General features: G+C 64.5%; 21 protein-coding genes. 13 read left to right on the top strand and 8 right to left on the bottom strand.

The genetic code is table 11. The features are described 5' to 3' along the window. Positions 1–105: 105 nt before the first annotated feature. Positions 106–906, top strand: a complete 801-nt coding sequence (locus E8F12_RS11510) for a lipase family protein (protein WP_280325361.1) — start codon at positions 106–108, stop codon at positions 904–906. Between the two features lie 4 nt (positions 907–910). Here E8F12_RS11510 and E8F12_RS11505 read toward each other — a convergent pair whose 3' ends face one another. Continuing rightward, a complete protein-coding gene (locus E8F12_RS11505) occupies positions 911–1,603 on the bottom strand; it encodes an alpha/beta hydrolase (protein ID WP_280325360.1) in 693 nt (230 codons plus the stop codon). Positions 1,604–1,782: 179 nt separating this feature from the next. Between E8F12_RS11505 and E8F12_RS11500 the strand changes: the two genes are divergently transcribed. Further along, the gene (locus E8F12_RS11500; protein WP_280325359.1) at positions 1,783–2,676 is read left to right on the top strand and encodes a hypothetical protein; all 894 of its coding nucleotides are present in this window, start codon (positions 1,783–1,785) and stop codon (positions 2,674–2,676) included. A gap of 6 nt (positions 2,677–2,682) precedes the next feature. On the opposite strand, the gene E8F12_RS11495 is transcribed toward E8F12_RS11500, so the two are convergent. The 3 genes from E8F12_RS11495 to E8F12_RS11485 all read right to left on the bottom strand — a co-directional run bounded on the left by E8F12_RS11495 (position 2,683) and on the right by E8F12_RS11485 (position 4,933). Continuing rightward, positions 2,683–3,582 carry a bestrophin family protein gene (locus tag E8F12_RS11495; protein WP_280325358.1) on the bottom strand — a complete coding sequence of 300 codons (900 nt, stop codon included), beginning with the start codon at positions 3,580–3,582 and terminating at the stop codon, positions 2,683–2,685. Between the two features lie 249 nt (positions 3,583–3,831). Further along, a complete protein-coding gene (locus E8F12_RS11490) occupies positions 3,832–4,311 on the bottom strand; it encodes a nuclear transport factor 2 family protein (protein ID WP_280325357.1) in 480 nt (159 codons plus the stop codon). Between the two features lie 58 nt (positions 4,312–4,369). Continuing rightward, entirely contained in the window at positions 4,370–4,933 is a 564-nt protein-coding gene (locus tag E8F12_RS11485; RefSeq protein WP_280325449.1) for a TetR/AcrR family transcriptional regulator, read from the bottom strand. A gap of 361 nt (positions 4,934–5,294) precedes the next feature. Here E8F12_RS11485 and E8F12_RS11480 point away from each other — a divergent pair, with 361 nt between their 5' ends. The 5 genes from E8F12_RS11480 to E8F12_RS11460 are packed head-to-tail and all read left to right on the top strand — an operon-like array spanning position 5,295 to position 10,286. Next, positions 5,295–6,758: a cytochrome c oxidase subunit II gene (locus E8F12_RS11480; protein WP_280325356.1), complete on the top strand. Its 1,464-nt coding sequence runs from the start codon at positions 5,295–5,297 to the stop codon at positions 6,756–6,758. Positions 6,759–6,797: 39 nt separating this feature from the next. Further along, positions 6,798–8,573, top strand: a complete 1,776-nt coding sequence (gene ctaD / locus E8F12_RS11475) for a cytochrome c oxidase subunit I (RefSeq protein WP_280325355.1) — start codon at positions 6,798–6,800, stop codon at positions 8,571–8,573. Beyond that, a complete protein-coding gene (locus tag E8F12_RS11470) occupies positions 8,570–9,253 on the top strand; it encodes a cytochrome c oxidase subunit 3 (protein WP_280325354.1) in 684 nt (227 codons plus the stop codon). The genes ctaD and E8F12_RS11470 overlap by 4 nt, the downstream gene beginning before the upstream one ends. A gap of 4 nt (positions 9,254–9,257) precedes the next feature. Then, a complete protein-coding gene (locus tag E8F12_RS11465) occupies positions 9,258–9,950 on the top strand; it encodes a heme-copper oxidase subunit III family protein (protein ID WP_280325353.1) in 693 nt (230 codons plus the stop codon). An 18-nt stretch (positions 9,951–9,968) separates the two neighbouring features. Beyond that, positions 9,969–10,286: a cytochrome C oxidase subunit IV family protein gene (locus E8F12_RS11460; RefSeq protein ID WP_280325352.1), complete on the top strand. Its 318-nt coding sequence runs from the start codon at positions 9,969–9,971 to the stop codon at positions 10,284–10,286. 73 nt (positions 10,287–10,359) lie between these two features. Here the strand turns inward: E8F12_RS11460 and E8F12_RS11455 are convergent, their stop codons facing one another. Continuing rightward, positions 10,360–10,914: a magnesium transporter gene (locus E8F12_RS11455; protein ID WP_280325351.1), complete on the bottom strand. Its 555-nt coding sequence runs from the start codon at positions 10,912–10,914 to the stop codon at positions 10,360–10,362. A gap of 251 nt (positions 10,915–11,165) precedes the next feature. Here E8F12_RS11455 and E8F12_RS11450 point away from each other — a divergent pair, with 251 nt between their 5' ends. Continuing rightward, positions 11,166–11,507: a hypothetical protein gene (locus tag E8F12_RS11450; protein WP_280325350.1), complete on the top strand. Its 342-nt coding sequence runs from the start codon at positions 11,166–11,168 to the stop codon at positions 11,505–11,507. Positions 11,508–11,619: 112 nt separating this feature from the next. On the opposite strand, the gene E8F12_RS11445 is transcribed toward E8F12_RS11450, so the two are convergent. Continuing rightward, on the bottom strand, positions 11,620–12,540 hold the full coding sequence (locus E8F12_RS11445; protein WP_280325349.1) for a LysR family transcriptional regulator: 921 nt from the start codon (positions 12,538–12,540) through the stop codon (positions 11,620–11,622). Positions 12,541–12,646: 106 nt separating this feature from the next. Between E8F12_RS11445 and E8F12_RS11440 the strand changes: the two genes are divergently transcribed. The 3 genes from E8F12_RS11440 (at position 12,647) to E8F12_RS11430 (ending at position 16,978) form a co-directional block, all read left to right on the top strand. Then, a complete protein-coding gene (locus E8F12_RS11440; RefSeq protein WP_280325348.1) occupies positions 12,647–14,374 on the top strand; it encodes an amidohydrolase in 1,728 nt (575 codons plus the stop codon). Between the two features lie 87 nt (positions 14,375–14,461). Then, positions 14,462–15,538, top strand: a complete 1,077-nt coding sequence (locus tag E8F12_RS11435; RefSeq protein ID WP_280325347.1) for a C45 family autoproteolytic acyltransferase/hydolase — start codon at positions 14,462–14,464, stop codon at positions 15,536–15,538. Positions 15,539–15,718: 180 nt separating this feature from the next. Further along, the gene (locus E8F12_RS11430) at positions 15,719–16,978 is read left to right on the top strand and encodes an MFS transporter (RefSeq protein ID WP_280325346.1); all 1,260 of its coding nucleotides are present in this window, start codon (positions 15,719–15,721) and stop codon (positions 16,976–16,978) included. A 40-nt stretch (positions 16,979–17,018) separates the two neighbouring features. On the opposite strand, the gene E8F12_RS11425 is transcribed toward E8F12_RS11430, so the two are convergent. Continuing rightward, the gene (locus E8F12_RS11425) at positions 17,019–18,371 is read right to left on the bottom strand and encodes a GntP family permease (RefSeq protein WP_280325345.1); all 1,353 of its coding nucleotides are present in this window, start codon (positions 18,369–18,371) and stop codon (positions 17,019–17,021) included. Positions 18,372–18,450: 79 nt separating this feature from the next. Continuing rightward, positions 18,451–18,972 carry a gluconokinase gene (locus tag E8F12_RS11420; protein ID WP_280325344.1) on the bottom strand — a complete coding sequence of 174 codons (522 nt, stop codon included), beginning with the start codon at positions 18,970–18,972 and terminating at the stop codon, positions 18,451–18,453. A 211-nt stretch (positions 18,973–19,183) separates the two neighbouring features. Between E8F12_RS11420 and E8F12_RS11415 the strand changes: the two genes are divergently transcribed. Together E8F12_RS11415 and edd are read left to right on the top strand one after the other, a co-directional pair. Next, the gene (locus E8F12_RS11415) at positions 19,184–20,215 is read left to right on the top strand and encodes a LacI family DNA-binding transcriptional regulator (RefSeq protein ID WP_280325343.1); all 1,032 of its coding nucleotides are present in this window, start codon (positions 19,184–19,186) and stop codon (positions 20,213–20,215) included. 56 nt (positions 20,216–20,271) lie between these two features. Further along, a partial coding sequence (edd, locus tag E8F12_RS11410; protein WP_280323283.1) for a phosphogluconate dehydratase occupies positions 20,272–22,076 on the top strand: 1,805 nt, incomplete at its 3' end.

The following is a 22,076-nucleotide window of genomic DNA, read 5'->3' as shown; positions in this document are numbered from 1 at the left end:
ACCGGCCGCCGGGCAACGCACCGGCGGCCGGTTGACGAACTACGCTGTAGGACGCATGGACATGATCTAGAGTGTGATCCCATCCCAACCGGCAAGGAGGCCACCATGCCCAGTCTTCCCATGTACTTCCCCACGGCTTTCTCCCTGTCCCAGGCGCTGCAATGCGCCAACCTGGTGGAAGCCGCCTACGACCAGTACGAGCAGTGGCTGCAGCAGGACAAGCCGCGCAAACCCCAGGACTTCAACTGGCAGCAGCCGAGCATGACCGGCTGGAGCTTCTCGGCGCCGGTCTGGAGCATCCTCAGCGAACTGCACTACATCAACGAATCCGAGCCCTTCGGTTTCGCCGCCAGCGATCCGAATGGCGAGGTCTACCTGGTGTTCCGCGGCACCGAGTCGGCCCAGGACTGGGTCGACGACCTGGACGTCAAGCAGACCACCTATCCCTGGCAGTCCAACGTCGGGCTGGTACACGCCGGTTTCCTCAAGCTCTATACCTCGCTGCGCGACCTGGCCCTGCAGGCCGTCGACGGCCTCAAGCCTGCCGGCAACCTCTGGGTCTGTGGCCACAGCCTGGGCAGCGCGCTCTCCAGCCTGGCGGTGCTCGACCTGCATGAGACCTGGCCGGACCAGCCGCTGCAGCACTACAACTTCGCCAGCCCGCGCGTAGTCGACCCAAGCTTCGCCAGCTACTACAACGGCCTGCCGGTTCCCACCTACCGGGTGGTCAACGACAGCGACCTGGTACCCGAGGTGCCGCCGGGCGTCACCGACAAGTGGGTTTACCAGCATCTGGGCCAGGCCATCACCTTCACCGCCAGCTACACCAGCGTCGAAGGCGACCACAGCATGGCGGACTGCTACCTCTATGCGCTGAACAACCCCAATGCGCCAATGAACGGCTGATCGATCACGCGACTGCCCCCGCCGCCTCCTCGATCAACGCGAAGATTTCCCTCGGCCGCGAGGCCAGCGAAGCATGGCTGGCGTCGAGGGTGATGGTCTTCCTGGCCCCGATGCGCTCGGCCATCCAGGCCTGGGTGGCGGGCGGGATCATGTGATCGCCCGACGACACCTGGTACCAGCTGGGCTTGCCGCGCCAGGCCGGGGCGCCGGCCTGGTCCTCGAAGCAGCGCGCGGCGATGGGCTTCTGCGTCACTGCCATGATCCGGGCGTCCTGTTCGGGCAGGTCGGCGCAGAAGTGCTCGCGGAAGCTGTCCCGCGCCAGCCAGAGGAATCCATCCGGGTCTGGGCGGATGCCCGCCGCGCCCGCGGGTGGATCTGTGCGGGCGAAGAGACTGCCGAGGCTGTCTCCCTCGTCCGGCGCGAAAGCCGCGATGAATACCAGGCCGGTCACGTTGGCGGCATGGCCGGCACCGGAAATCACCGCGCCACCGTAGGAGTGGCCGACCAGCAGCGTGGGGCCGCCCTGGGCTTCGGCGAGCTTGCGGGTGCGCTGGATGTCATCCGCCAGGGAGGTCAGGGGATTCTGCACGGCGCCGACGTTGTAGCCGGCATCGAGCAGCAGGGGAATCAGGTGACGCCAGTGGGATGCATCGCCCCAGGCGCCATGGACCAGCAAGATGTTCGGTTTGGCAGGCATGACCTTCTCCATCGATGAAGTGGATGCGGCACCTGCAAAGCCTAGCCAGCGCCAGTCGGGGCGCCCGGTTCCCCGTCAGATCGCCAGGCTGATCCGCATTTCGTACCGCTTTCTGCCGCTGTTTCCGCGCACCGCTGGCTCCTAGAGTCGAGGCTCAGGCCACCCCGGATGGAGTCCCCATGTACAGCTCGCTCGCCACGCCCTTCGACCCCCGCGGTTTCCAGTCGCGTGTTTACGCCGGGGATATCCTGCGCTTCGGCCAGCAGCCGGCAATGGCCGCGCTGGTGGCCTTCACCCGCGAGCTGTTGGAGACGCGCCTGCATCCCCACTGCCCGGAAGAAATCCACCTGCACCTTTCCCACGCCCGGCAGACCCAGTGCTTCGCCCAGTGTCAGCATGAGTTCGCCCGTTCGAGCGAGGTGCAGCGGCTCTGGCGCGGGCTGCTGGAGGGGCTGGGGTTCGACGCCGAATGCGTCGCCTGCGATCGCCTGCACCTGCGCTTCCAGCCGCATCAGGATGCCGGCCAGGCGCTGCCGCGCTCGCGGACCACCGCCACCATCGCCTTCCACCGGGATACCTGGGGCTCGAACCTCTACGGCCAGACGAACTGGTGGGCGCCGATCTACCCGGTCTCGTCCGAGCGCACCTTCGCCATCTATCCAGATCTCTGGCGCCAGCCGCTGCCTAACACCAGCGCGGATTTCGACATGCAGGCGATCCTCCAGCGCTCCCACAAGGACGGGCGCAACTCGGTGAATGCCGACGAGGCCATTCCCCATCTGCTCGGGCAACCGGCGGAGGAGGGCGTGCCAGTGCTGATCGAGCCGGGCGAGCTGATCGCCTTCTCTGGTGCCCATGCCCACGCGGGCGTCGGCAATAGCAGCGGCCTCACGCGCATTTCCTTCGAGACCCGCACCTTGTTGATCCAGGACCTGGCGGATGGCCGGGGCGCGCCCAATGTCGATGGCTACGCGCCCTGGATGACGCCGGGACTCTTTCGCCGCCTGAGCGACGGCAAGCGCCTGGACGATCTGCTCGGCTGCTGGTTCATCGAGCCCTACGTGGCGCCTTGAGCGGCGTCAGGTCAGTACGTAATCGACCGGCTCGAGGGCGGGGGGCAATTCGCTGTGGCCCAGGGCGTCGAGGATTTCCCGCTCCATGGTGCGCACCATGGCGTCGGTGGGCAGGTCGTTCTCGTCGTGGCCGAAGGGGTCTTCCAACTCGTCGCCGATGGCGTCCAGGCCGAAGAAGGTGTAGGCGACTATGGTGTTGAAGATGGGCGCCAGCCAGCCCAGGGGCTCGGCCATGGCGAAGGGCAGCAGCACGCAGAAGATATAGATGGTGCGGTGCAGCAGCAGGGTGTAGGGAAACGGCAGCGGCGTGGACTTGATCCGCTCGCAGGTGGCCTGGGCCTCGGTCAGGCCGTTCAGGTGCTCCTCCAGGGCAATCGCGCGCCACTCGCCGATGTCGCCGCGTCGGGCCAGCCAGGTGCACTGGTTGCCGATTTGCCTGAGGATTCCGTCGCTGAGATTCGAGCCGTGGATCTCCGGCAAATCGGCTAGCCACTTGCGCGCGGCCTCCCGTTCGTCCTCCCCGCGCAACTTGGCGTTGAGTGCATGGACGAAGCCGCACAGCTCGCGAAGCAGGGCCTCGCGTAGCCCGACATCGGTGATGGCCACGCTCTGGCGGGTGAAAGAGCGGACTTCGACGATCACCTGGCCCCAGGCCTTGCGGCCCTCCCACCAACGGTCGTAGCAGGCGTTGTTGCGAAAGCTCATGAAGATCGACAGCGACAGGCCGAGCAAGGTGAAGGGCATGGCATTGACCTTGGCGAACCAGCCGGGGTGCAGGTTTTCCACGACAACGATGAGGCAGGCCAGGAGGGTGATCATCAACGTGCGCAGGGCAATGTGGCGCGCGATGGACCCCTTCAGGGTGATCAGGATGCTGAGTGGGTTGGGTTTGGGACGGACGATCATGGTGGTAGTTGCGCCAGGCCGGTCGTTGAAGGGCCACTGGAGCGCAAACTACGGTGCAATGGCCCTTGCGTCCAATCGCTGGTTGTGACCGATTGATCGATAGCCTCTATGAGTCATGCAGCCTGCTGGCGGTTCTGCCGCTTTCCGTTCGTCAGTCAATAGAACGCATCGATCAAAAAATGTGGCACCGGAAGGGTGCCACTAGGGGAGCCGAGCCGGAGCGCCTGGACGCCCTTGTCCAGGGCGGGACTACAGGCCCAGTTCGGACAGTCCCGGATGGTCGTCCGGGCGGCGGCCCAGCGGCCAGTGGAACTTGCGCTCGGACTCCTTGATCGGCATGTCGTTGATGCAGGCGTAGCGGTTGAACATCAGGCCGTTCTCGTCGAACTCCCAGTTCTCATTGCCGTAGGAACGGAACCAATTGCCGGAGTCATCGTGCCACTCGTACGCGTAGCGCACCCCCAGGCGGTTTTCGGTAAAGGCCCAGAGTTCCTTGATCAGCCGGTACTCATGCTCTTTGGCCCACTTGCGGGTGAGGAAGGCCTTGGCTTCGGCGCGGTTGTAAGCGAACTCGGCGCGGTTACGCCATTTGGTATCCAGGGTGTAGGCCAGGGACACCTTCTCCGGGTCGCGGCTGTTCCAGCCATCTTCGGCCAGGCGAACTTTCAGGATGGCGGTTTCACGGGTGAACGGGGGAAGCGGCGGACGAACTTCATCGTTAGAGGACATGATCTGTCTCCAATGCAAATAGACGTTCAAAGTTTGAAGTTGCCCGCTCGATAACTTCCTAGGTGTTCAGCAGTTTGCGCGCTACTTCTTGCGCATTATCCGCCGCGCCGGAATCACCAAGCACATGGGCAACAGTAATGGCGCCATCGATCAGGATCAGAAACTGCCTGGCCAGGGCATCCGGATCATTGGCACCATATTCCTGGCAAATCCCCCGAACGAAGCCGAGCAACTTCTCTTTATGCTCTTTGGCAGCCAGGCGGACCGGGTCGGATGGAGCTCCCGTTTCGCCCGCGGTATTGATGAAGGCGCAGCCCCGGAAGCCTGCCGCGACGAACCAGCCTTTGAGCACGCTGAAGATGTGCAGCAGCTGTGCTTCGGGCGTTTCCGCCTTGCGGACCTCGGTCATGAACCAGTTCATCCAGCGCTCGTCACGCCGTTTCAATACCTCTGCTACCAGCTCGTCCTTGGTTCCGAAGTATTTGTAGATACTCTTTCTCGACACGCCGGAAGTCTTGACCAGAAAGTCCATGCCCGTAGCATTGATGCCATTTCTGTAGATCAGATCTTCGGCGGTTTCGAGAAGTTTCTCTCTGACATCGGAAGTTGATTTGCTGTCCATGCGAGAGATAGTAGAACGATCATTCTCCACGATCAAGCCTCATTTATGAAAAAGGTATGAATGGTCATTCTGATAGAGGTCGCAAATGACTTGATTTCGACTATCTATCATCCGGCGAGCAGAAGGCCTCGATTATCTCGCGGCATCGCCGGATGCCGGATTGTAGTCCGATCAGGCGCAGCGGAGCGCCCGGGAAAGTGCCCCGGACAGGGCCGGCTATACTTGCCTCGACCTGTGTCAGGGGGGAGATAGAGGTCGATTTTCCGCGGATGCGGAAACCGGACCGAGGGTTTCATTGCACTGCCGATGACCGTCGCACGCTCCACCAGCGCACGAGCATCTGGAACGGGATGACGGGAAAATGGCCATTGCAATCGTCTTGGTGCTCATCGTTGCTGCGTCTGTCCTGTTCCACCTCCTGGCCCCCTGGCACCTGACCCCGGCCGCGTCCAACTGGGGCTCGATCGATACCACGCTGCTCATTACCCTGATCATCACCGGCGTGTTCTTCATCGCCATCGTCGGCTTCATGGCGCTGGCGATCGTCCGCTTCCGCCATCGGGAAGGCCGCAGAGCCGCCTACGAACCCGAGAGCCGGAAGCTGGAGTGGTGGCTGATAGTGGTGACCTCCATCGGCATCGTCGGCATGCTGGCGCCGGGTCTGGTGGTTTACAACGACTTCGTCCAGGTGCCCAAGGACGCCTACTCGCTGGAGGTGGTCGCCCAGCAGTGGCGATGGGCATTCCGTTTTCCCGGTCAGGACGGCCAGCTCGGCCGCGCCAATGTGAAGTGGGTCGATGCGGCCAACCCACTCGGGCTGGACCGTGAGGATCCGGCCGGCCAGGACGATGTGCTGATCAAGCGCAACGAGGTGCGCCTGCCGCTGGATCGGCCGGTGAAGGTGCTGCTGCGCTCCAAGGACGTGCTGCACAACTTCTACATTCCGCAGATCCGCGGAAAGATGGATATGGTCCCGGGCATGGTGTCGCACTTCTGGTTCACTCCTACCGTAGCGGGCAGGTACGAAATCCTTTGCGCGGAGTTCTGCGGCGTCGGGCACTTCAACATGCGCGGGATGCTGTTCGTCGAGCCGGAGCAGGCCTTCGACCAATGGCTGGCCGCGCAACCCACCTTCGCCCAGACCCTGGCCGCCGCCAGCAAGCCCAGCCAGGGAAGCCTGATCGAGAACGGCCGCCAGCTCGCGGAAAGCCACGGCTGCCGGGCCTGCCACAGCCAGGATGGCAGCGCCAGCCTGGGGCCGGGCTGGAAGGACCTCTACGGCCGCGAGGAAAAGCTGGTGGACGGCAGCAGCGTGCCGGTGGACGACGCGTACCTGCGGGAGTCCATCACCGATCCCAAGGCGCGGCAGGTGCAGGGCTATCCGCCGGTGATGGTGCCCTATACTTTCAACCAGGACGAACTGGCCGCCCTGGTGGCCTTCATCAAATCGCTGAGCGCGGCCGGGCAGGAAGAGCAGGGCGCCGCCAGCCCGACGGGAGAGCCAGGCGATGCCACGGAGCAGGGGCAACGCCTGGCCGAGTCCCTCGGTTGCCTGGCCTGCCACAGCCTCGACGGCAGCAAGGGTGTAGGGCCCAGTTGGCAGGGGTTGTACGGCAAGACCGAGACCCTGGCCGACGGTAGCCAGGTCAAGGTGGACGATGCCTACCTCAGGGACTCCGTGCTCAAACCCGCAGATGCGCTGGTCAAGGGTTACGCACCGGTGATGCCGGCCTTCACCCTCGGTGACCAGGAACTGAACGCAGTGATCGCCTTCATCAAGTCCAGGGCGAATCCCGACGCCGCAAGGCAGGAACAGGCGCCGTAAGCTGCAGAAGGACTCCGACTCCAACCCGGAGGAAATCTGATGGCCGAAGTCGAGCATGCCGAAACCGATGTGCTGCACGAGCCGAGGAGCTTCTTTACCCGCTACATCTGGAGCCAGGACCACAAGGTCATCGCCATCCAGTACTCCCTGACCGCCATCTTCGTCGGCCTCATAGCCCTCGTGCTGTCCGGCCTGATGCGGATGCAGATCGGTTTCCCCGGCAGCCTGGAATTCATGGACCCCAGTGCCTATTACCAGGCCATGACCATGCACGGGATGATCATGGTCATCTACCTGCTGACGGCGCTGTTCCTCGGCGGGTTCGGCAATTTCCTGATTCCGCTGATGGTCGGTGCGCGGGACATGGTCTTCCCTTACGTCAACATGCTGAGCTTCTGGTTCTACCTGCTCTCGGTACTGGTGCTGCTGAGCAGCTTCTTCGTGCCAGGCGGGCCGACGGGCGCGGGGTGGACCCTCTATCCACCGCAGGCGATCACCCAGGGCACGCCGGGCACCGAATGGGGCATCGTGCTGATGCTGGTGTCCCTGGCGATCTTCATAGTCGCCGCCACCATGGGCGGCCTGAACTACGTGACCACGGTGCTGCAGGCGCGCACCCAGGGCATGACGTTGTTCCGCATGCCGCTTTCTGTCTGGGGCATCTTCATGGCCTCGATCCTCGCCTTGCTGGCGTTTCCGGCCCTGTTCGTCAGCGCGGTGATGATGCTGTTCGACCGCTTACTGGGCACCAGCTTCTTCATGCCGGCACTGATTTCGATGGGGCAGCAGCTGGACCACCAGGGCGGCAGTCCGATCCTGTTCCAGCACCTGTTCTGGTTCTTCGGCCACCCGGAGGTGTACATAGTCGCGCTGCCGGCTTTCGGCCTGGTCTCGGACCTGATCAGCACCCACGCCCGGAAGAACATCTTCGGCTACCGCATGATGGTCTGGGCCATAGTCGCCATCGGCGTGCTGAGCTTCGTGGTCTGGGCTCACCACATGTACGTCAGCGGGATGAACCCTTACTTCGGCTTCTTCTTCGCGGTCACCACCCTGGTCATCGCGGTGCCGACAGCACTCAAGGTCTACAACTGGACCCTGACCCTCTGGCATGGCGACATCCACCTGACGGTGCCGATGCTGTTCGCCCTGGCCTTCATCATCACCTTCCTGGTGGGCGGCCTGACCGGGCTATTCCTCGGCAATGTGATAGTGGACATCCCGCTGTCCGACACCTATTTCGTCGTGGCGCACTTCCATATGGTCATGGGGGTGGCGCCGATACTGGTGGTGTTCGGCTCGCTCTACCACTGGTTCCCGAAGGTCACCGGGCGGATGATGAACGACACGCTCGGCAAGTGGCATTTCTGGATCACCTTCCTCGGCACCTACGCCATCTACTTCCCCATGCACTACCTGGGCTTCCTCGGCATGCCGCGGCGTTACTACGCCTATCCCGACTACGAGTTCATCCCGCAGTCGGCCCAGGACCTGAATGCCTTCATCACCGTGGCGGCGCTGACCGTGGGTGTGGCCCAGTTCCTGTTCGTCTTCAACATGGCCTGGAGCGCCTTCAGGGGCCGGCCCGCCGGCGGCAACCCGTGGAAGGCAGTCAGCCTGGAATGGCAGACACCGGACACGCCGCCGGTGCACGGCAACTGGCGGGACAAGCTGCCGGTGGTGCATCGCTGGGCCTATGACTACAGCGTGCCGGGAGTCGAGCAGGACTACGTGCCGCAGACGGTGTCCGAAGAAGAGCTGCAGCGCATGCGCGAGGCCAATGGCAAGGCCGCTACCGCGGAGAAACACCCATGAGCGCGCAATTCTGGAAAAACGCCGGGAACTCTGATCCCGGCGGCTGGAGCGACGGCGACCGGCATGAGGCGCCGACCCGCGACAGGAGCAGGACCGCCAAGGTCGGCCTGGGGGTCTTCCTCTGTGCCGTGACCTCGCTCTTCCTGCTGTTCCTGCTGGCCTTCATCGCCCGCTCCCAGGTCTCGGACTGGCGGCCGCTGACCGATCCGCTGGCGCCCCTGGCCCATCCCTGGATGCTCTGGGTGAACACCGCGCTGCTGGCTCTGGGCAGCCTCTTCCTGCAGTGGGCGAAAGTGGCGATAGGGCGCAACCGGCAAGGCGCGGCCGCCAGGGCCTTCGTGCTCGGCGGGGCCTTCGCCATGGCCTTCCTCGGCGGGCAGCTCTGGGTCTGGCAACAATTCGTCGCCTGGGGCTATTTCGTTTCGGGCAACCCGGCCAACAGCTTCTTCTACCTGCTGACCGGGCTGCATGGCCTGCACCTCGCTGGCGGCCTGGTGGCCTGGGGTGGGGTGCTGATTCGGGTGCTGCGTCACGCGCCGCTCGCGCGGCTCAGGTCCGGCATGGAGCTGTGCGCGATCTACTGGCACTACCTGCTGGGCCTCTGGCTGGTGCTCTTCGCACTGCTGACCAGTACGCCCGAAACCTATCAGGCCATCGCGGCCTTCTGCGGGCTGAGGTGAAGCCATGGCAGCGTCCCCACGGGAACTTCAGACCCCGGTCGAATCCCCCTCCACCTGGCAGGAGATAGCCAGGGACTGGTCCTCGGATCGCGATGCCTTCAAGCAGGTGCCCTGGGGCAAGGCGATGATGTGGATCTTCCTGCTCAGCGACACCTTCATCTTCACCTGCTTCCTCACCGGCTACATGTCGGTACGCATCAGCACCACCGCCACCTGGCCCAACCCGAGCGAAGTCTTCGCCCTGAACATCGGCGGTGCGCACATCCCGCTGATCCTTATCGCCATCATGACCTTCGTGCTGATCACCAGCAGCGGCACCATGGCCATGGCGGTGAACTTCGGCTACCGCCGCGACCGCGTGCGCAGTGCGGCGCTGATGCTGACCACGGCGGCCCTCGGCGCCACCTTCGTCGGCATGCAGGCATTCGAATGGAGCAAGCTGATCGCCGAAGGCGTGCGGCCCTGGGGCAATCCCATGGGCGCGGCGCAGTTCGGCGCCTGCTTCTTCATGATCACCGGCTTCCACGGGCTGCACGTGTCGGTCGGGGTGATCTATCTGTGCACCGTGGCATTCAAGGTGCTGCGTGGCGACTACGAGAAACGCGGGAACTACCAGATCGTCGAAATCACCGGGTTGTACTGGCACTTCGTGGACCTGGTCTGGGTGTTCATCTTCGCGTTTTTCTATCTGTGGTAGAGCAGGGGAGCGATGCAGATGGCACACGTGCAAGGTCAGCAACATCCGATCGGCCTGTACCTGAAGATCTGGGGACTGCTGTTCGTCCTCAGCACCCTGTCCTACCTGGTGGACTACTTCCACTTCCAGGGTTATTTCCGTTGGTCGATGATCATCATCCTGATGCTGTTGAAGGCGGGGCTCATCGTCTCGATCTTCATGCACATGGCATGGGAACGCCTGGCGCTGGTCTACGCCATATTGGTGCCGCCGATGTGCTTGTTGGTACTGGTGGGGCTGATGGCTGCCGAGGCGGATTATGTGTTCTTCACCCGAGGCACGTTCCTCGGCCAGTAGGAGCGAGCTCTGCTCGCGAATATCCCTGCTCAGAAAGCTTCGCGGGCCGAGCTCGCTCCTACGGCATTGATACCTAGATGGTCCGCTTGAACTGATGCCAGCGATGGAGCCAGGCCACTATCCAGTGCGGCGACGCCGGGCCGGTGCCTGCGAGCCTGAGTTGCGGATGGTGGTTGATGACCCGATCGAGAATGGACTCCTGGCCGGGTTCCACATCGACGAAGAAGATATGTTCGCCGTCCTTGACCTTGTCTTTCAGGTTCCGGAAATGCGCATTGGGCACCTGGATCCCGAAGAAGCCGCCTTCCCAGATGCAGAACCCCAGGATCACCACGGCCAGAAAGACGAAGGGCACCCAACCCGCCGGCGTATCGGTCCAGCCCGCCAGCCAGGCGCCGAGGAGCACGAGTGCCGCCAGCGGAACGCCTATTGCCGCGCCTATTTCGCCGGAATGAACGACGTCCTGCTTCATGAACGAATTCACGTCGTGCAGATGGTGCTCTTCCACATCGGCATCCCTGTCGCTGAGTACGTGGATCTGCTCGGTATTTATGCCATTGGCTTCGAGCTCGGTTTCAACGGTTTCCAGATCATCAAGGTTGTTGCTGATGTAATAGTGCCGATTCATGACGCACCTCCGGACTCGTGTTCGATCTTGTTTGCCGTCTCCTGAAAACTGATGGCTTTTATTCCTGATTGTTATCGTCGAGCCCTGATTGAAAGGGCAGGGTTCTTTCACTGAAAAATTATAGCACCGGCACCTGTAACCCCTTGGCCCGCGCGGCTTTCAGTAATGTTCGTGGACTGGACCCGGCTGTGCCTTGTCTAAAATGGTGAGTGAACAGCGGGCGCAGTGACGCCAGGCGAGGAGATTGCGAGATGAACACCTTGACTATCGAAAGTTGGTACAAACCCAGCGGCGCGGAAAAGTCCATCCCGATGGGCGAGTTTCATTTCCACGTCAATGATGCTGACCATCTGCGCCTCGAAGAGGCGGAAGAGCGCCTGCAGGAAACCCATGAGCGGGAAATGTTCATCGATGCCGACATGACCAACATGGAGTTGGTGACGCCGGCCGAATGCGGGAACTTGTCGGATCTGCAGTTCCGCGTCTATCTGAGCAGAGGCGACGAACGCGGACAGTTCCACCTGGTGGGCCATCGCGAGAGCGACGGCAGCCTGATCTACACCAACTCGGTAATGATCGACCAGTTGGGGTAGGGCAGTAGACAGATTGTTCGCCAATTGACGGGGGCGGACGCCCCCGTTTGATGGGTATCGCAGGTTCCAGTGCTGAGGGTTCGTCCCTTCACACGTTTTTGGAGACGCCGCCTCAACCCTGATCGCCCCCGCCTTCCCGCCAATGCTCTTTCAGGAACTCGATGAACACCTTGACCTTGCGCGTGTTGCGCCGGTGGGCCAGGTAGAGCAGGTAGATCCAGGGCCCGAAGGCGCTGGGTTCGCGCCAGTACTCGGGCATTACTTCCACCAGCTCGCCGCGGGCGAGGTAGGGCGCGGCGCTCCATTGCGGGAGGAACTGCAGACCCTGGCCATCCAGCAGGCAAGCGAGGAGGAAGTCGTAATTGTCGCTGGCCAGGCGTGGTGTGGGCTGGGCGAGGCGGATGCGCTGGTCGCCGCGCATCACCCACCAGAAATGCCGGTTGAGCAGGGGATGGCGGAAGATCAGCCAGTCATGCTGCTGATAGTTCTCCAGTGTCACATCCTCGCCCTTGCGCGCCAGGTAGGCCGGACTCGCGCAGAGCAGGATGCGGTTTTCCACCAGCGGCTGGGCGATCACGCCCGGCTGGTCGATCGGCCCATCGCGCAGGGCGAGGTCGTAGCCGCCGTCCACCAGGTCGACGAAGGTGTCGCTCAGTTCCACCTCCAGATGCACTTGCGGATGGGCGCGCAGATAGCGGCAGCACACCTGATTGAGGAAGGCCGGACCGAAGGAGGGCGGGGCGGTGATGCGCAGGCCGCCGCGCAGTTCGTGCTGCAACTGCTCCACGCCCTCGCTGGCAAGCTGCAACTGCATCAGCGCCTGACGGGCGCCTTCCAGGTAGATCTGCCCGGCTTCGGTCAGCGCCATGCGCCGGGTGGTGCGTTCGAACAGGCGTGCGCCCAGCTCGTCTTCGAGTTGCGCGACGGCCTTGGTCAGGGCGGAGGGCGTCTTGCCGAGCTGCTCGGCGGCACGGCTGAAATTGCCGTGCTCGGCCGTGGCGACAAACATATTCAGTGCGCTCAGTTTGTCCATCAACCTATTCCTGTCGGGAAAAGAAGTTGTGCGGGATTCAGCATTCTGCCGTGCCCATGGTTTGGTTAGTCTTTGCTCCAGACTAACAAAAATCGAAGGCGCCCTCATGAAGTCGCTATTCCCCTTGGTGTTCTCTACCGCACTGGTCTGTTCCTGCCAGGAAACTATGGCTGCTGTCGACCTCATCCTCCACAACGGCAAGGTCTACACCGCCGAGCCGGGGCAAGCCCTGCAGCAGGCGGTGGCCATCGAGAACGGCAAGGTCCTGGCCGTCGGCTCCGATAGCGAGGTATTGCGCCGCAAGCAAGCCGGCACCCGCGTGCTCGACCTGGGCGGCAAGGTATTGATGCCGGGCTTCATCGACTCCCACGCCCATGTCATCAAGGGTGGCCTGCAATTGCAGCAGGCCAACCTCGATGGACAGATGCTGTCGATGGACGAACTGGAGCAGCGCCTGCGCCAATGGCGCGAAGACGGCAAGGCGAAGCATGGCGATTTCCTCAGCATCGGCGGACTGCCTTCGACCTACTGGAGCCAGGTGGAGCAGTTCGAGCAACGCTTCAACCAGGGCGAGTGGGCGGACCTGCCGATCCTCTTCGTCGGTTGGGACCTGCACACCGGCTGGGCGAACGCGGCCATGCTCGAGCGCGCCGGGATCGACACAGCCAAGGTGAAATCGCTGAAGGGTGAGGAGTTGGCCACCATCGGCCATCACCCGGATGGACGCCCCAACGGCTTCCTGGTCGACGCCGGCCTCTACCCGGTACAGGAACTGCTGCCACCACCCACCGAGGCGGAGCTGATGGCCGGCGGCCGGGCTGCCCTGGAGCACTACAAGCGCCTCGGCATCACCGGCTGGATGGAACCCATCGCCAACGAGATACCCGGGGGCGAGGTGAACAACGCGTCTGTCGGCGTCCTGCCGATCTACAAGGCGCTGGCCGAGCGGGGTGAGCTGACGGCCCACGTTGCCGCGCTGTTGATGGCCGACTCGAAAGCCGCTCCTGCCGACCTCGCTGCCCTGGACAAGGTGCGCCAGCAGTTCAAGGGCATTCCCAACCTGACGCTGCCCGGCATCAAGGTCTTCGCCGACGGCGTGGCGGAAATCCCGGCGCAGAGCGCCGCCATGCTGGAGCCCTATTCGAACTCGAAGCAGTCGGGTGAACTGCTGATCGAACCCGCGCATTTCGGCGAGCTGGTCAGCGCCGCCGATGCCCGTGGCTGGCTGGTGCACATCCACGCCATCGGCGACCGTGCGGTGCGCGAGTCGCTCAATGGCATCGAACAGGCGCGCAAGGCCCGCCAAAGCGGAATCCCGCACTCCATCACCCACCTGCAGATGGTCAACCCGAAGGAGTTCGCCCGCTTCAAGCCCCTGGATGTCATCGCCTCCATGCAGCTCTACTGGGCCAGCGCCGACGAGGCGAGCATGGACCTGGTGAAACCCTACGTCAGCGCCATGGCCTTCCAGTACTCCTACCCAGCCCGCTCGCTGCTGAAGCACGGCGCCACCATCGCCGGCGCCAGCGACTGGCCCATCACCACGGCCGATCCCTGGAAGGCCATCTACCAGGCGGTGAGCCGCACGGGGCCGAAGGGCGTGCTCAACGCCACCGAAGGCATCGACCGCGAGACCATGTTCCAGGCTTACACCCTTGATGCCGCGCGCGCCATCCGCCTGGACAGCGAGATCGGCTCGCTCAAGCCGGGCAAGCAGGCCGACATGATCCTGCTCGACCGCGACGTATTCCAGGTCGAGCCCGAAGCCCTGCGCGACACCCAGGTGCTCAAGACCTTCTTCGCCGGCCGCGAAGTCTTCTCCATAACCCCCTGACTTACCCAAGCGCACGGTTGAAGGCGCCCCCCTCACACGAGGGGTGCCTTCCGGCGGTGCATTCGCAGTGAAAATAGGAAGCTAGCAGTGAAAGTTCATTCCTTCGTGACCGACACCCTGGACCCGCACATTCGCGGACGGCAGATCGGGGAAACCTGGGCCGAGCAGATTCGCCAAACGGTGTCGCTCTATCTGGATTTCTTCTCCCAGGTGGGCGTCGCTCCCGAGCGCGTGCGCTCCCTCGGTGAGGCCAGCCTGGGCGCGCTGGAAGCCTGGAGCCCCAGCCTTGCCCAGGAAGTCTGTGCCATCGCCGATGGCGCCCGGCTGCCGCTGTGGCAACTGGCGAGCCTGAACGCCCGCACGGAAATCCTCGCGGTGATGCCGGCGTCCACCGAAGGGGAATGCTCGACTGCGGTATTCGCGCCGGCCGGCCCTCAGGTACCCCGGACCATCCAGACCTGGGACTGGCACGACTCCCTGGTGCCACACGGCCTGATGCTGCAGCTCACGGCCAGCTCCGGCATCAGCGTCAAGCTGTTCACCGAGTTCGGCATGCTTGGCAAGATCGGGGTGAACAGCGCCGGTCTCGGGCTGCACTTCAACATTCTCCACCACGCCAGCGACAACGACAGCGGTGGCGTGCCGGTGCATGCCATCGCGCGGCGCATCCTGGAGGAGGCCACCAGCGTGGAGGAGGCCATCGCCCTGGCGCGCACCGCGCGGGTCAGTGCCTCGACTGTGCTGACGGTTTTCTCCCGCCAGGATGCGGCGCCACGGGCGGCGAGCATCGAGCTCTCCAGGGAGGCGACCGCGGTGGTGTCGCCGCGCGCGGATGGCTGGATCACCCACACCAACCATTTCCTCGACGGCGCCCTGAGCCGTGGCGAACGCACTCCGGACGTCTCCACCACCTACGCCCGTCTCGACCATGTGAACGGCGAGCTGGCCGGCATGACCGCGCTCGAACTGGCGGCCCGTGCTGACGCCATGTGCGGCGCCGCCGGCAACGACGCGCCGATCTGCTTCCACCCGGACATGAGCCAGCCGCCGAAAGAGCGCTGGGAAACCCTGCTGACCATCGGCATCGACACCCAGGACTTCGCACTGGATTACGCCGCCGGCAACCCGAAGTTTCTCGCCGGCAATGGCCATGTGCGCTTCTGAGGCCTGATTTCAAGCCGCGGGCGCGCCCTGGCGCCCCTGCGGTCCTCCAGGCCGGCCAGGTTTCGCGGCCGGCCACACGCAATCTCCCCAACAAATACAAGATGGGAAAGCCAAATGGGTAAATCAGCTCAAAGAGTGGCGGGTTCGCAATCCGCGCTGAGGACATTCTTCGTATCGGGCATGGGCACAGCGCTGGAGTTCTACGATTTCGTGATCTACGGAATCGCTGCCGCGCTGGTCTTTCCGCAGGTGTTCTTTCCGGACATGGACCCCCTCACCGGCACCCTGGTGGCCTTCGGCGCATTCGGTGCGGGCTTCTTCGCCCGCCCGCTGGGCGGCATGGTCTTCGGCCATTACGGCGACAAGGTCGGTCGGCAGAAGGTGCTCGTGGTCACGCTGTTGCTGATGGGCCTGAGCACGCTGCTGATCGGCTGCCTGCCCGGCTACGACGCCATCGGCCTGGCCGCGCCGGCGCTGCTGGTGCTGCTGCGGCTGGTCCAGGGTTTCGCGGCCGGCGGCGAGTGGGGCGGTGCCGCGCTGTTCGGCATCGAATCGGCACCGCCCGGTCGGCGCGGCCTGTGGGGCAGCTTCACGAGCATGGGGATCGGCATCGGCGGCCTGCTCGGTTCCTCGGTCTTCGCCCTGGTCAGCACAGCGTTCGACGCGGACCTGGCCAGCTTCGCCTGGCGAATTCCCTTCTGGCTGGGTGGGATCCTGGTGCTAATCGGGCTGTACGCCAGGCTGCAGAACCCACTGAAGGAAAAGCCCGAGCAAAAGGAAGAGGCGCGTATTCCACTGGTGGAGGCGCTGCGTTCCCGCCCACGGGAAATGCTGCTGTGCACGGGCATCGCCTTCGGCTACGTGACCATCGCTTACATCGGCAGCACCTTCTTCCTCGCCTATGCGACCCAGCTCGGCTACGGCAGCACCGATGCGCTCATCTTCGACCTGGCGTTGTCGATAGCCATCATCATCACCGCGCCGCTGTTCGCCCTGCTATCCGACCGGATCGGACGGCGCAAGGTGATGGTCCTCGGCTCGCTGATCATGGCCATGGGCTTCTTCCTGTTTTTCCCGCTGGTGGGCATGAAGAGCATGCTGATCTCGATCGCGGCCTACGTCGTGGTCGGCGCCTTCATGGGGGCGACCCAGGGGCCGATTCCCGCTTTCCTCGCCGAGCAGTTCCCGCAGGCGGTGCGTTACTCGGGGATGTCCGCGTCCTACCAGATCGGCGCCGCGCTGGGCGGCGGCACGGCGTCGAGCATTGCGACGGCGATCCTCATCGCTACGGGCAACAACCCGTTCGGCGTGGCCCTGTATGGCGCCTTCGCGCTGAGCATCGTGGCGATCTGTTCCCTGCTTCTCAGGGAGACCGCGCACCTCGGCATGGCCGAGATCGACGAGCAGACCTGGGCGCCCGGGGCCTGCGCGGCCGACTGAGCCGGCAGCCCCTCCCGCAGGGGAGGGGCCTTGCTGGCGCTCAGACCACCAGCGAGAGCAGCAGGATGAATACCAGGCCGACCACGGACAGGATGGTTTCCATGGCCGTCCAGGTCTTGAAGGTTTCGCTCACGCTCATATTGAAGTACTGCTTGACCAGCCAGAAGCCGGCGTCGTTCACGTGGGAGAGGATCAGCGAGCCAGCACCAGTGGCCAGGACCAGCAGCTCTCGGTTGACCCCGGGAATCAGCTCGACCACGGGCACCACGATGCCGGCGCCGGTGATGGTGGCCACCGTCGCCGAACCGGTGGCGATGCGGATCAGCGCCGCCACCAGCCAGGCGAGGAGGATCGGCGATATCTGCGCATTCACCGCCAGGTGGCCGATCACATCGCCCACGCCGCTGGACACCAGCATCTGCTTGAAGCCGCCGCCGGCGCCGATGATCAGCACGATCGCGGCGGTGGGGGCGAGGCTCTCGTCCAGCAGCTTGAGCAGGCGCTTGGAGGAGAAGCCGCGGGCATGGCCGAAGGTGTAGAGCGCCAGCAGCAGGGCGAGGAGCAGGGCGCTGATGGGGTGGCCGATCATGTCCATCCAGGCGCGAGCCATGTGCCCTTCGGGAAGCACGACGTCGGCGAAGGTCTTCAGCAGCATCAGGAACACCGGCAGCAGCACGGTGATCAGGGTCACGCCAAAGCTCGGCAGGTTGCTGGCTTCCGGTTCGTGGGCGAGTTGCTCCACCAGCTCAGGCGAGGGGCTGCCAGGGATGCGGCGTGCGATCAGGCTGCCAAACAGCGGGCCGGCAATGATGGCCGTCGGCAGGGCGACGATCAGGCCATAGAGGATGGTCTTGCCGATGTCCGCGCCGAACACGCCGATGGCCAGCAGTGGGCCCGGGTGCGGCGGCACCAGGCCGTGGACCACGGAGAGGCCGGCGAGCAGCGGGATGCCGATCTTGATCAGCGACACCCCGGTACGCCGCGCGACGATGAACACCAGGGGTATCAGCAGGACGAAACCGATCTCGAAGAACAGCGGGATCCCAACCAGGAAGGCCGCGAACATCATCGACCACTGGACGCGCTCTTTTCCGAATGCCTGGATCAGCGTGCGGGCGATCTGGTCGGCACCGCCGGATTCGGCCATCAACTTGCCGAGCATGGTGCCCAGCGCCAGGATCACGCCGACAAAGCCGAGGACGCCGCCGAAGCCTTCCTGAAAGGATTTGACGATTTTCTCTACCGGCATTCCAGACGTCAGGCCGAGGAAGATCGCAGCAATGATTAGTGCAATGAAGGGGTGAAACTTGAAGCGGGTAATCAGGACGATCAGGCCAATGATGGTGACCACTGCATCCAGCAGTAGAAAGGTGTCATGGGAGATGGCAAGCATGGAGAGTTCTCATATTGTCATTGTTGTGGACGGGCGCCGCTTGAGATAGCGCTGTCTTTGTAGGGCAAAGCTTGGCCGGTTACGCCGGAGTATGGTCGAGCCACCAATGGTGGGCGGCTTCGGCCAGCCGTTCGACATCCTGTGTCGCGTCCAGGACCAGGGTCAGAGGCTCGCCCAGCGGCGGCTCCAGGGCTTCGAACTGGCTGTCGATCATGGTCGCCGGCATGAAATGGCCCGGGCGGTGGGCGACGCGCCGGGCGGCGACCTCGGGGGTCAGTTCGAGGAATACGAAGGCGACGCCGGGGACTGCGGCGCGCAGCCGCTCCCGATAGCACAACTTCAGGGCCGAGCAGGTCAGCACCGGGCGCTGCCCGGCTTCGACGGCCAGGCGCAACTCGTCGCCCAGGCGGCTCAGCCAGCCTGCGCGGTCGTGGTCGGAGAGGGGGATTCCGGCGCTCATCTTGCGGATGTTTTCCGGGGGGTGGAAGGCGTCGCCTTCGATGGCGACAGCGCCGCTGCGCACGCACAACGCGTGGCTGACGCTGGACTTGCCGCAACCGCAAACGCCCATGATCACGAGCGCATTGATGGGTTGAACCATGTGGCACCTCTGGGCGGAGACAGCGCTATCTTTCCGAATCTAAATCACGAAAAGCAGGCCGTGTCGCCGCATTTTGTCATTTTTGTGGATTGCCGCTAATGCCGTAGGGGCATTCTCGAACTGATCAGGCGGTCAGATGTGATCAGGCAATTGCCGAATCGCCGAGACAGCGCTACCTTAATGTCTGATTTTTTGTTTGACAAGCAGGCCCATGACATCCGCCAACAACGAAAAGAATACCCGCACGACGGGGCGGCCCACCCTCAACGAGGTGGCACGGCGCGCCGGCGTCAGTCCGATCACGGCCTCCAGGGCCCTGCGCGGCATCACCACGGTTGCCGAGGACCTGGCGCTGAAAGTCCGCGAGGCCGCCCGCGAGCTGGGCTATGTGGTCAACCCCGCGGCGCGCGCCCTGGCATCCGCCCAGAGCCAGTCGGTGGTGGTGCTGGTGCCCTCGCTGTCGAACCAGCTGTTCGTCGACACCCTCGAAGCCATTCACGGAGTGCTGCGTCCCAAGGGCCTGGAAGTGCTGATCGGAAACTTCCACTACTCCCGCGACGAGGAAGAAGACCTGATCCGCAACTACCTGGCCTACCAGCCGCGCGGCTTGCTGCTCACCGGTTTCGAGCGGACCGAAAGCGCGCGGCGGATGATCGAGGCCAGCGGCACTCCCTGTGTCTACATGATGGATCTGGACGCGGGGTCAGGGCTGCATTGCGTGGGCTTCTCGCAGCTGCAGGCGGGCGCAACGGCGGCGGAACATCTGCTGTCGCGCGGGCGCAAACGCCTGGCGTTCGTCGGCGCACAGCTCGACCAGCGTACTCTGTTGCGTGGCGAAGGATTCCGCCGCGCCCTGCAGAAGGCCGGGGTCTATGACCCGAGCCTGGAGATGCTGACGCCGCGGCCATCGTCCGTCGGTCTGGGCGGGGAGATTTTCACCCAGTTGCTGACCAGCCATCCCGAGATCGACGGCATCTTCTTCGGTAACGACGACCTGGCCCAGGGTGCCTTGCTGGAGGCCATGCGCCTCGGCGTGAAGATTCCCGAGCAGGTCGCGGTACTCGGTTTCAACGACCTTCCCAGTTCTGCCTTCATGGTGCCGCGCCTCAGCAGCATCCGCACCCCGCGGGAAGCCATCGGCCGCCGTGCGGCCGAGCAGATACTCGCCCTGATCGCCGGCAAGGTGATCGAGGAGCCGGTCCAGGACATGGGCTTCGAGCTGATGGTCCGCGAGAGCAGCTAGTCGGCAATGGAAATCCTGCTCTCGTTCCAACCCACTCATTGCCAGGAGTCGATCCCATGCATCCCCGCGTATTAGAAGTCACCGAACGTGTGGTCGAGCGCAGTCGCGCCACCCGCGCGCGCTACCTGGCCATGATCCAGCAGGCCGCCAGCGACGGCCCGCAGCGCGGCAAGCTGCAGTGCGCCAACTTCGCCCACGGGGTGGCCGGCTGCGGCGGCGGCGACAAGCAGCGCCTGCGCCTGCTGGACTCGGCCAACGTGGCGATCGTCACCGCCTACAACGACATGCTCTCGGCGCACCAGCCCTACGAGGACTACCCGGAGAAGCTGCGCCAGGCCCTGCGCGAGATCGGCTCGGTGGGGCAGGTGGCCGGCGGCGTGCCGGCCATGTGCGACGGCGTCACCCAGGGCGAGCCGGGCATGGAGCTGGGCATCGCCAGCCGCGAGGTGATTGCGCTGTCCACCGCGGTGGCGCTGTCGCACAACATGTTCGACGCCGCGCTGTTCCTTGGCATCTGCGACAAGATCGTCCCCGGCCTGCTGATGGGCGCGCTGCGCTTCGGCCACCTGCCGTCGATCTTCGTCCCCGCCGGGCCGATGCCGTCCGGGCTGTCGAACAAGGACAAGGCCGAGGTGCGCCAGCGCTACGCCGAGGGCAAGGCCAGCCGCGACGAGCTGCTCGAATCCGAGATGAAGGCCTACCACAGCCCCGGCACCTGCACCTTCTACGGCACCGCCAACACCAACCAGATGCTCATGGAGATCATGGGCCTGCACCTGCCGGGCGCCTCCTTCGTCAACCCGAACACCCCGCTGCGCGAGGCGCTGACCGTGGAGACCGCGCGCCAGGTCACCCGGCTGACCAAACAGAGCGGGCAGTTCCTGCCGCTCGGCGAGCTCGTCGACGAGCGCGTGCTGATCAACGCGGTGGTGGCCCTGCACGCCACCGGCGGCTCCACCAACCACACCCTGCACCTGCCGGCGATCGCCCAGGCGGCCGGCATCCAGCTGACCTGGCAGGACATGGCCGAGCTGTCCGCGGTGGTGCCGACCCTGGCCCACGTCTATCCGAACGGCACGGCCGACATCAACCACTTCCACGCCGCCGGCGGGGTGGCCTTCCTGGTGCGCGAGCTGCTCGACGCCGGGCTGCTCCATGAGGACGTCAACACCGTGATGGGCCGCGGCCTGCGCCGCTACACCCAGGAGCCGTTCCTCGAGGACGGCCGGCTGGTCTGGCGCGAAGGTGCCGGCCAGAGCCTCGACGCGAGCATCCTGCGCCCGGTGGCGAACCCGTTCTCGGCGGAGGGCGGCCTGCGGGTGATGGTCGGCAACCTCGGCCGCGGGGTGATGAAGGTCTCCGCGGTGGCGCCCGAGCACCAGGTGGTGGAAGCGCCGGTGCGGGTGTTCCATGACCAGCAGGCGCTGGCCGAGGCGTTCCAGGCCGGCGAACTGGACCGCGACCTGGTGGCGGTGATGCGCTTCCAGGGCCCGCGCAGCAACGGCATGCCCGAGCTGCACAAGCTGACCCCCTTCCTCGGCGTGCTGCAGGACCGTGGCTACCAGGTGGCGCTGGTCACCGACGGGCGCATGTCCGGCGCCTCGGGCAAGATCCCGGCGGCGATCCACGTCTGCCCGGAAGCCTTCGACGGCGGCCCGCTGGCGCGGGTGCGCGATGGTGACATCCTCCGCGTCGACGGCCGCGCCGGGACCCTGGAGCTGCAGGTGGATGCCGCCGAGTTCGCCGCCCGCGAACCGGCACGCTGGGACCTGGAGGCCAACGTCGGCACCGGCCGCGAGCTGTTCGCCTTCATGCGCGAGGCGTTCAGCACGGCGGAGCAGGGCGCCAGTGCCTTCACCCG

This window comes from Pseudomonas sp. BN102 (genome assembly GCF_029871245.1).
Taxonomy (GTDB): domain Bacteria; phylum Pseudomonadota; class Gammaproteobacteria; order Pseudomonadales; family Pseudomonadaceae; genus Metapseudomonas.
Note: the sequence above shows the minus strand (reverse complement) of the source record. Positions and strands in the feature narration are given on the sequence as shown.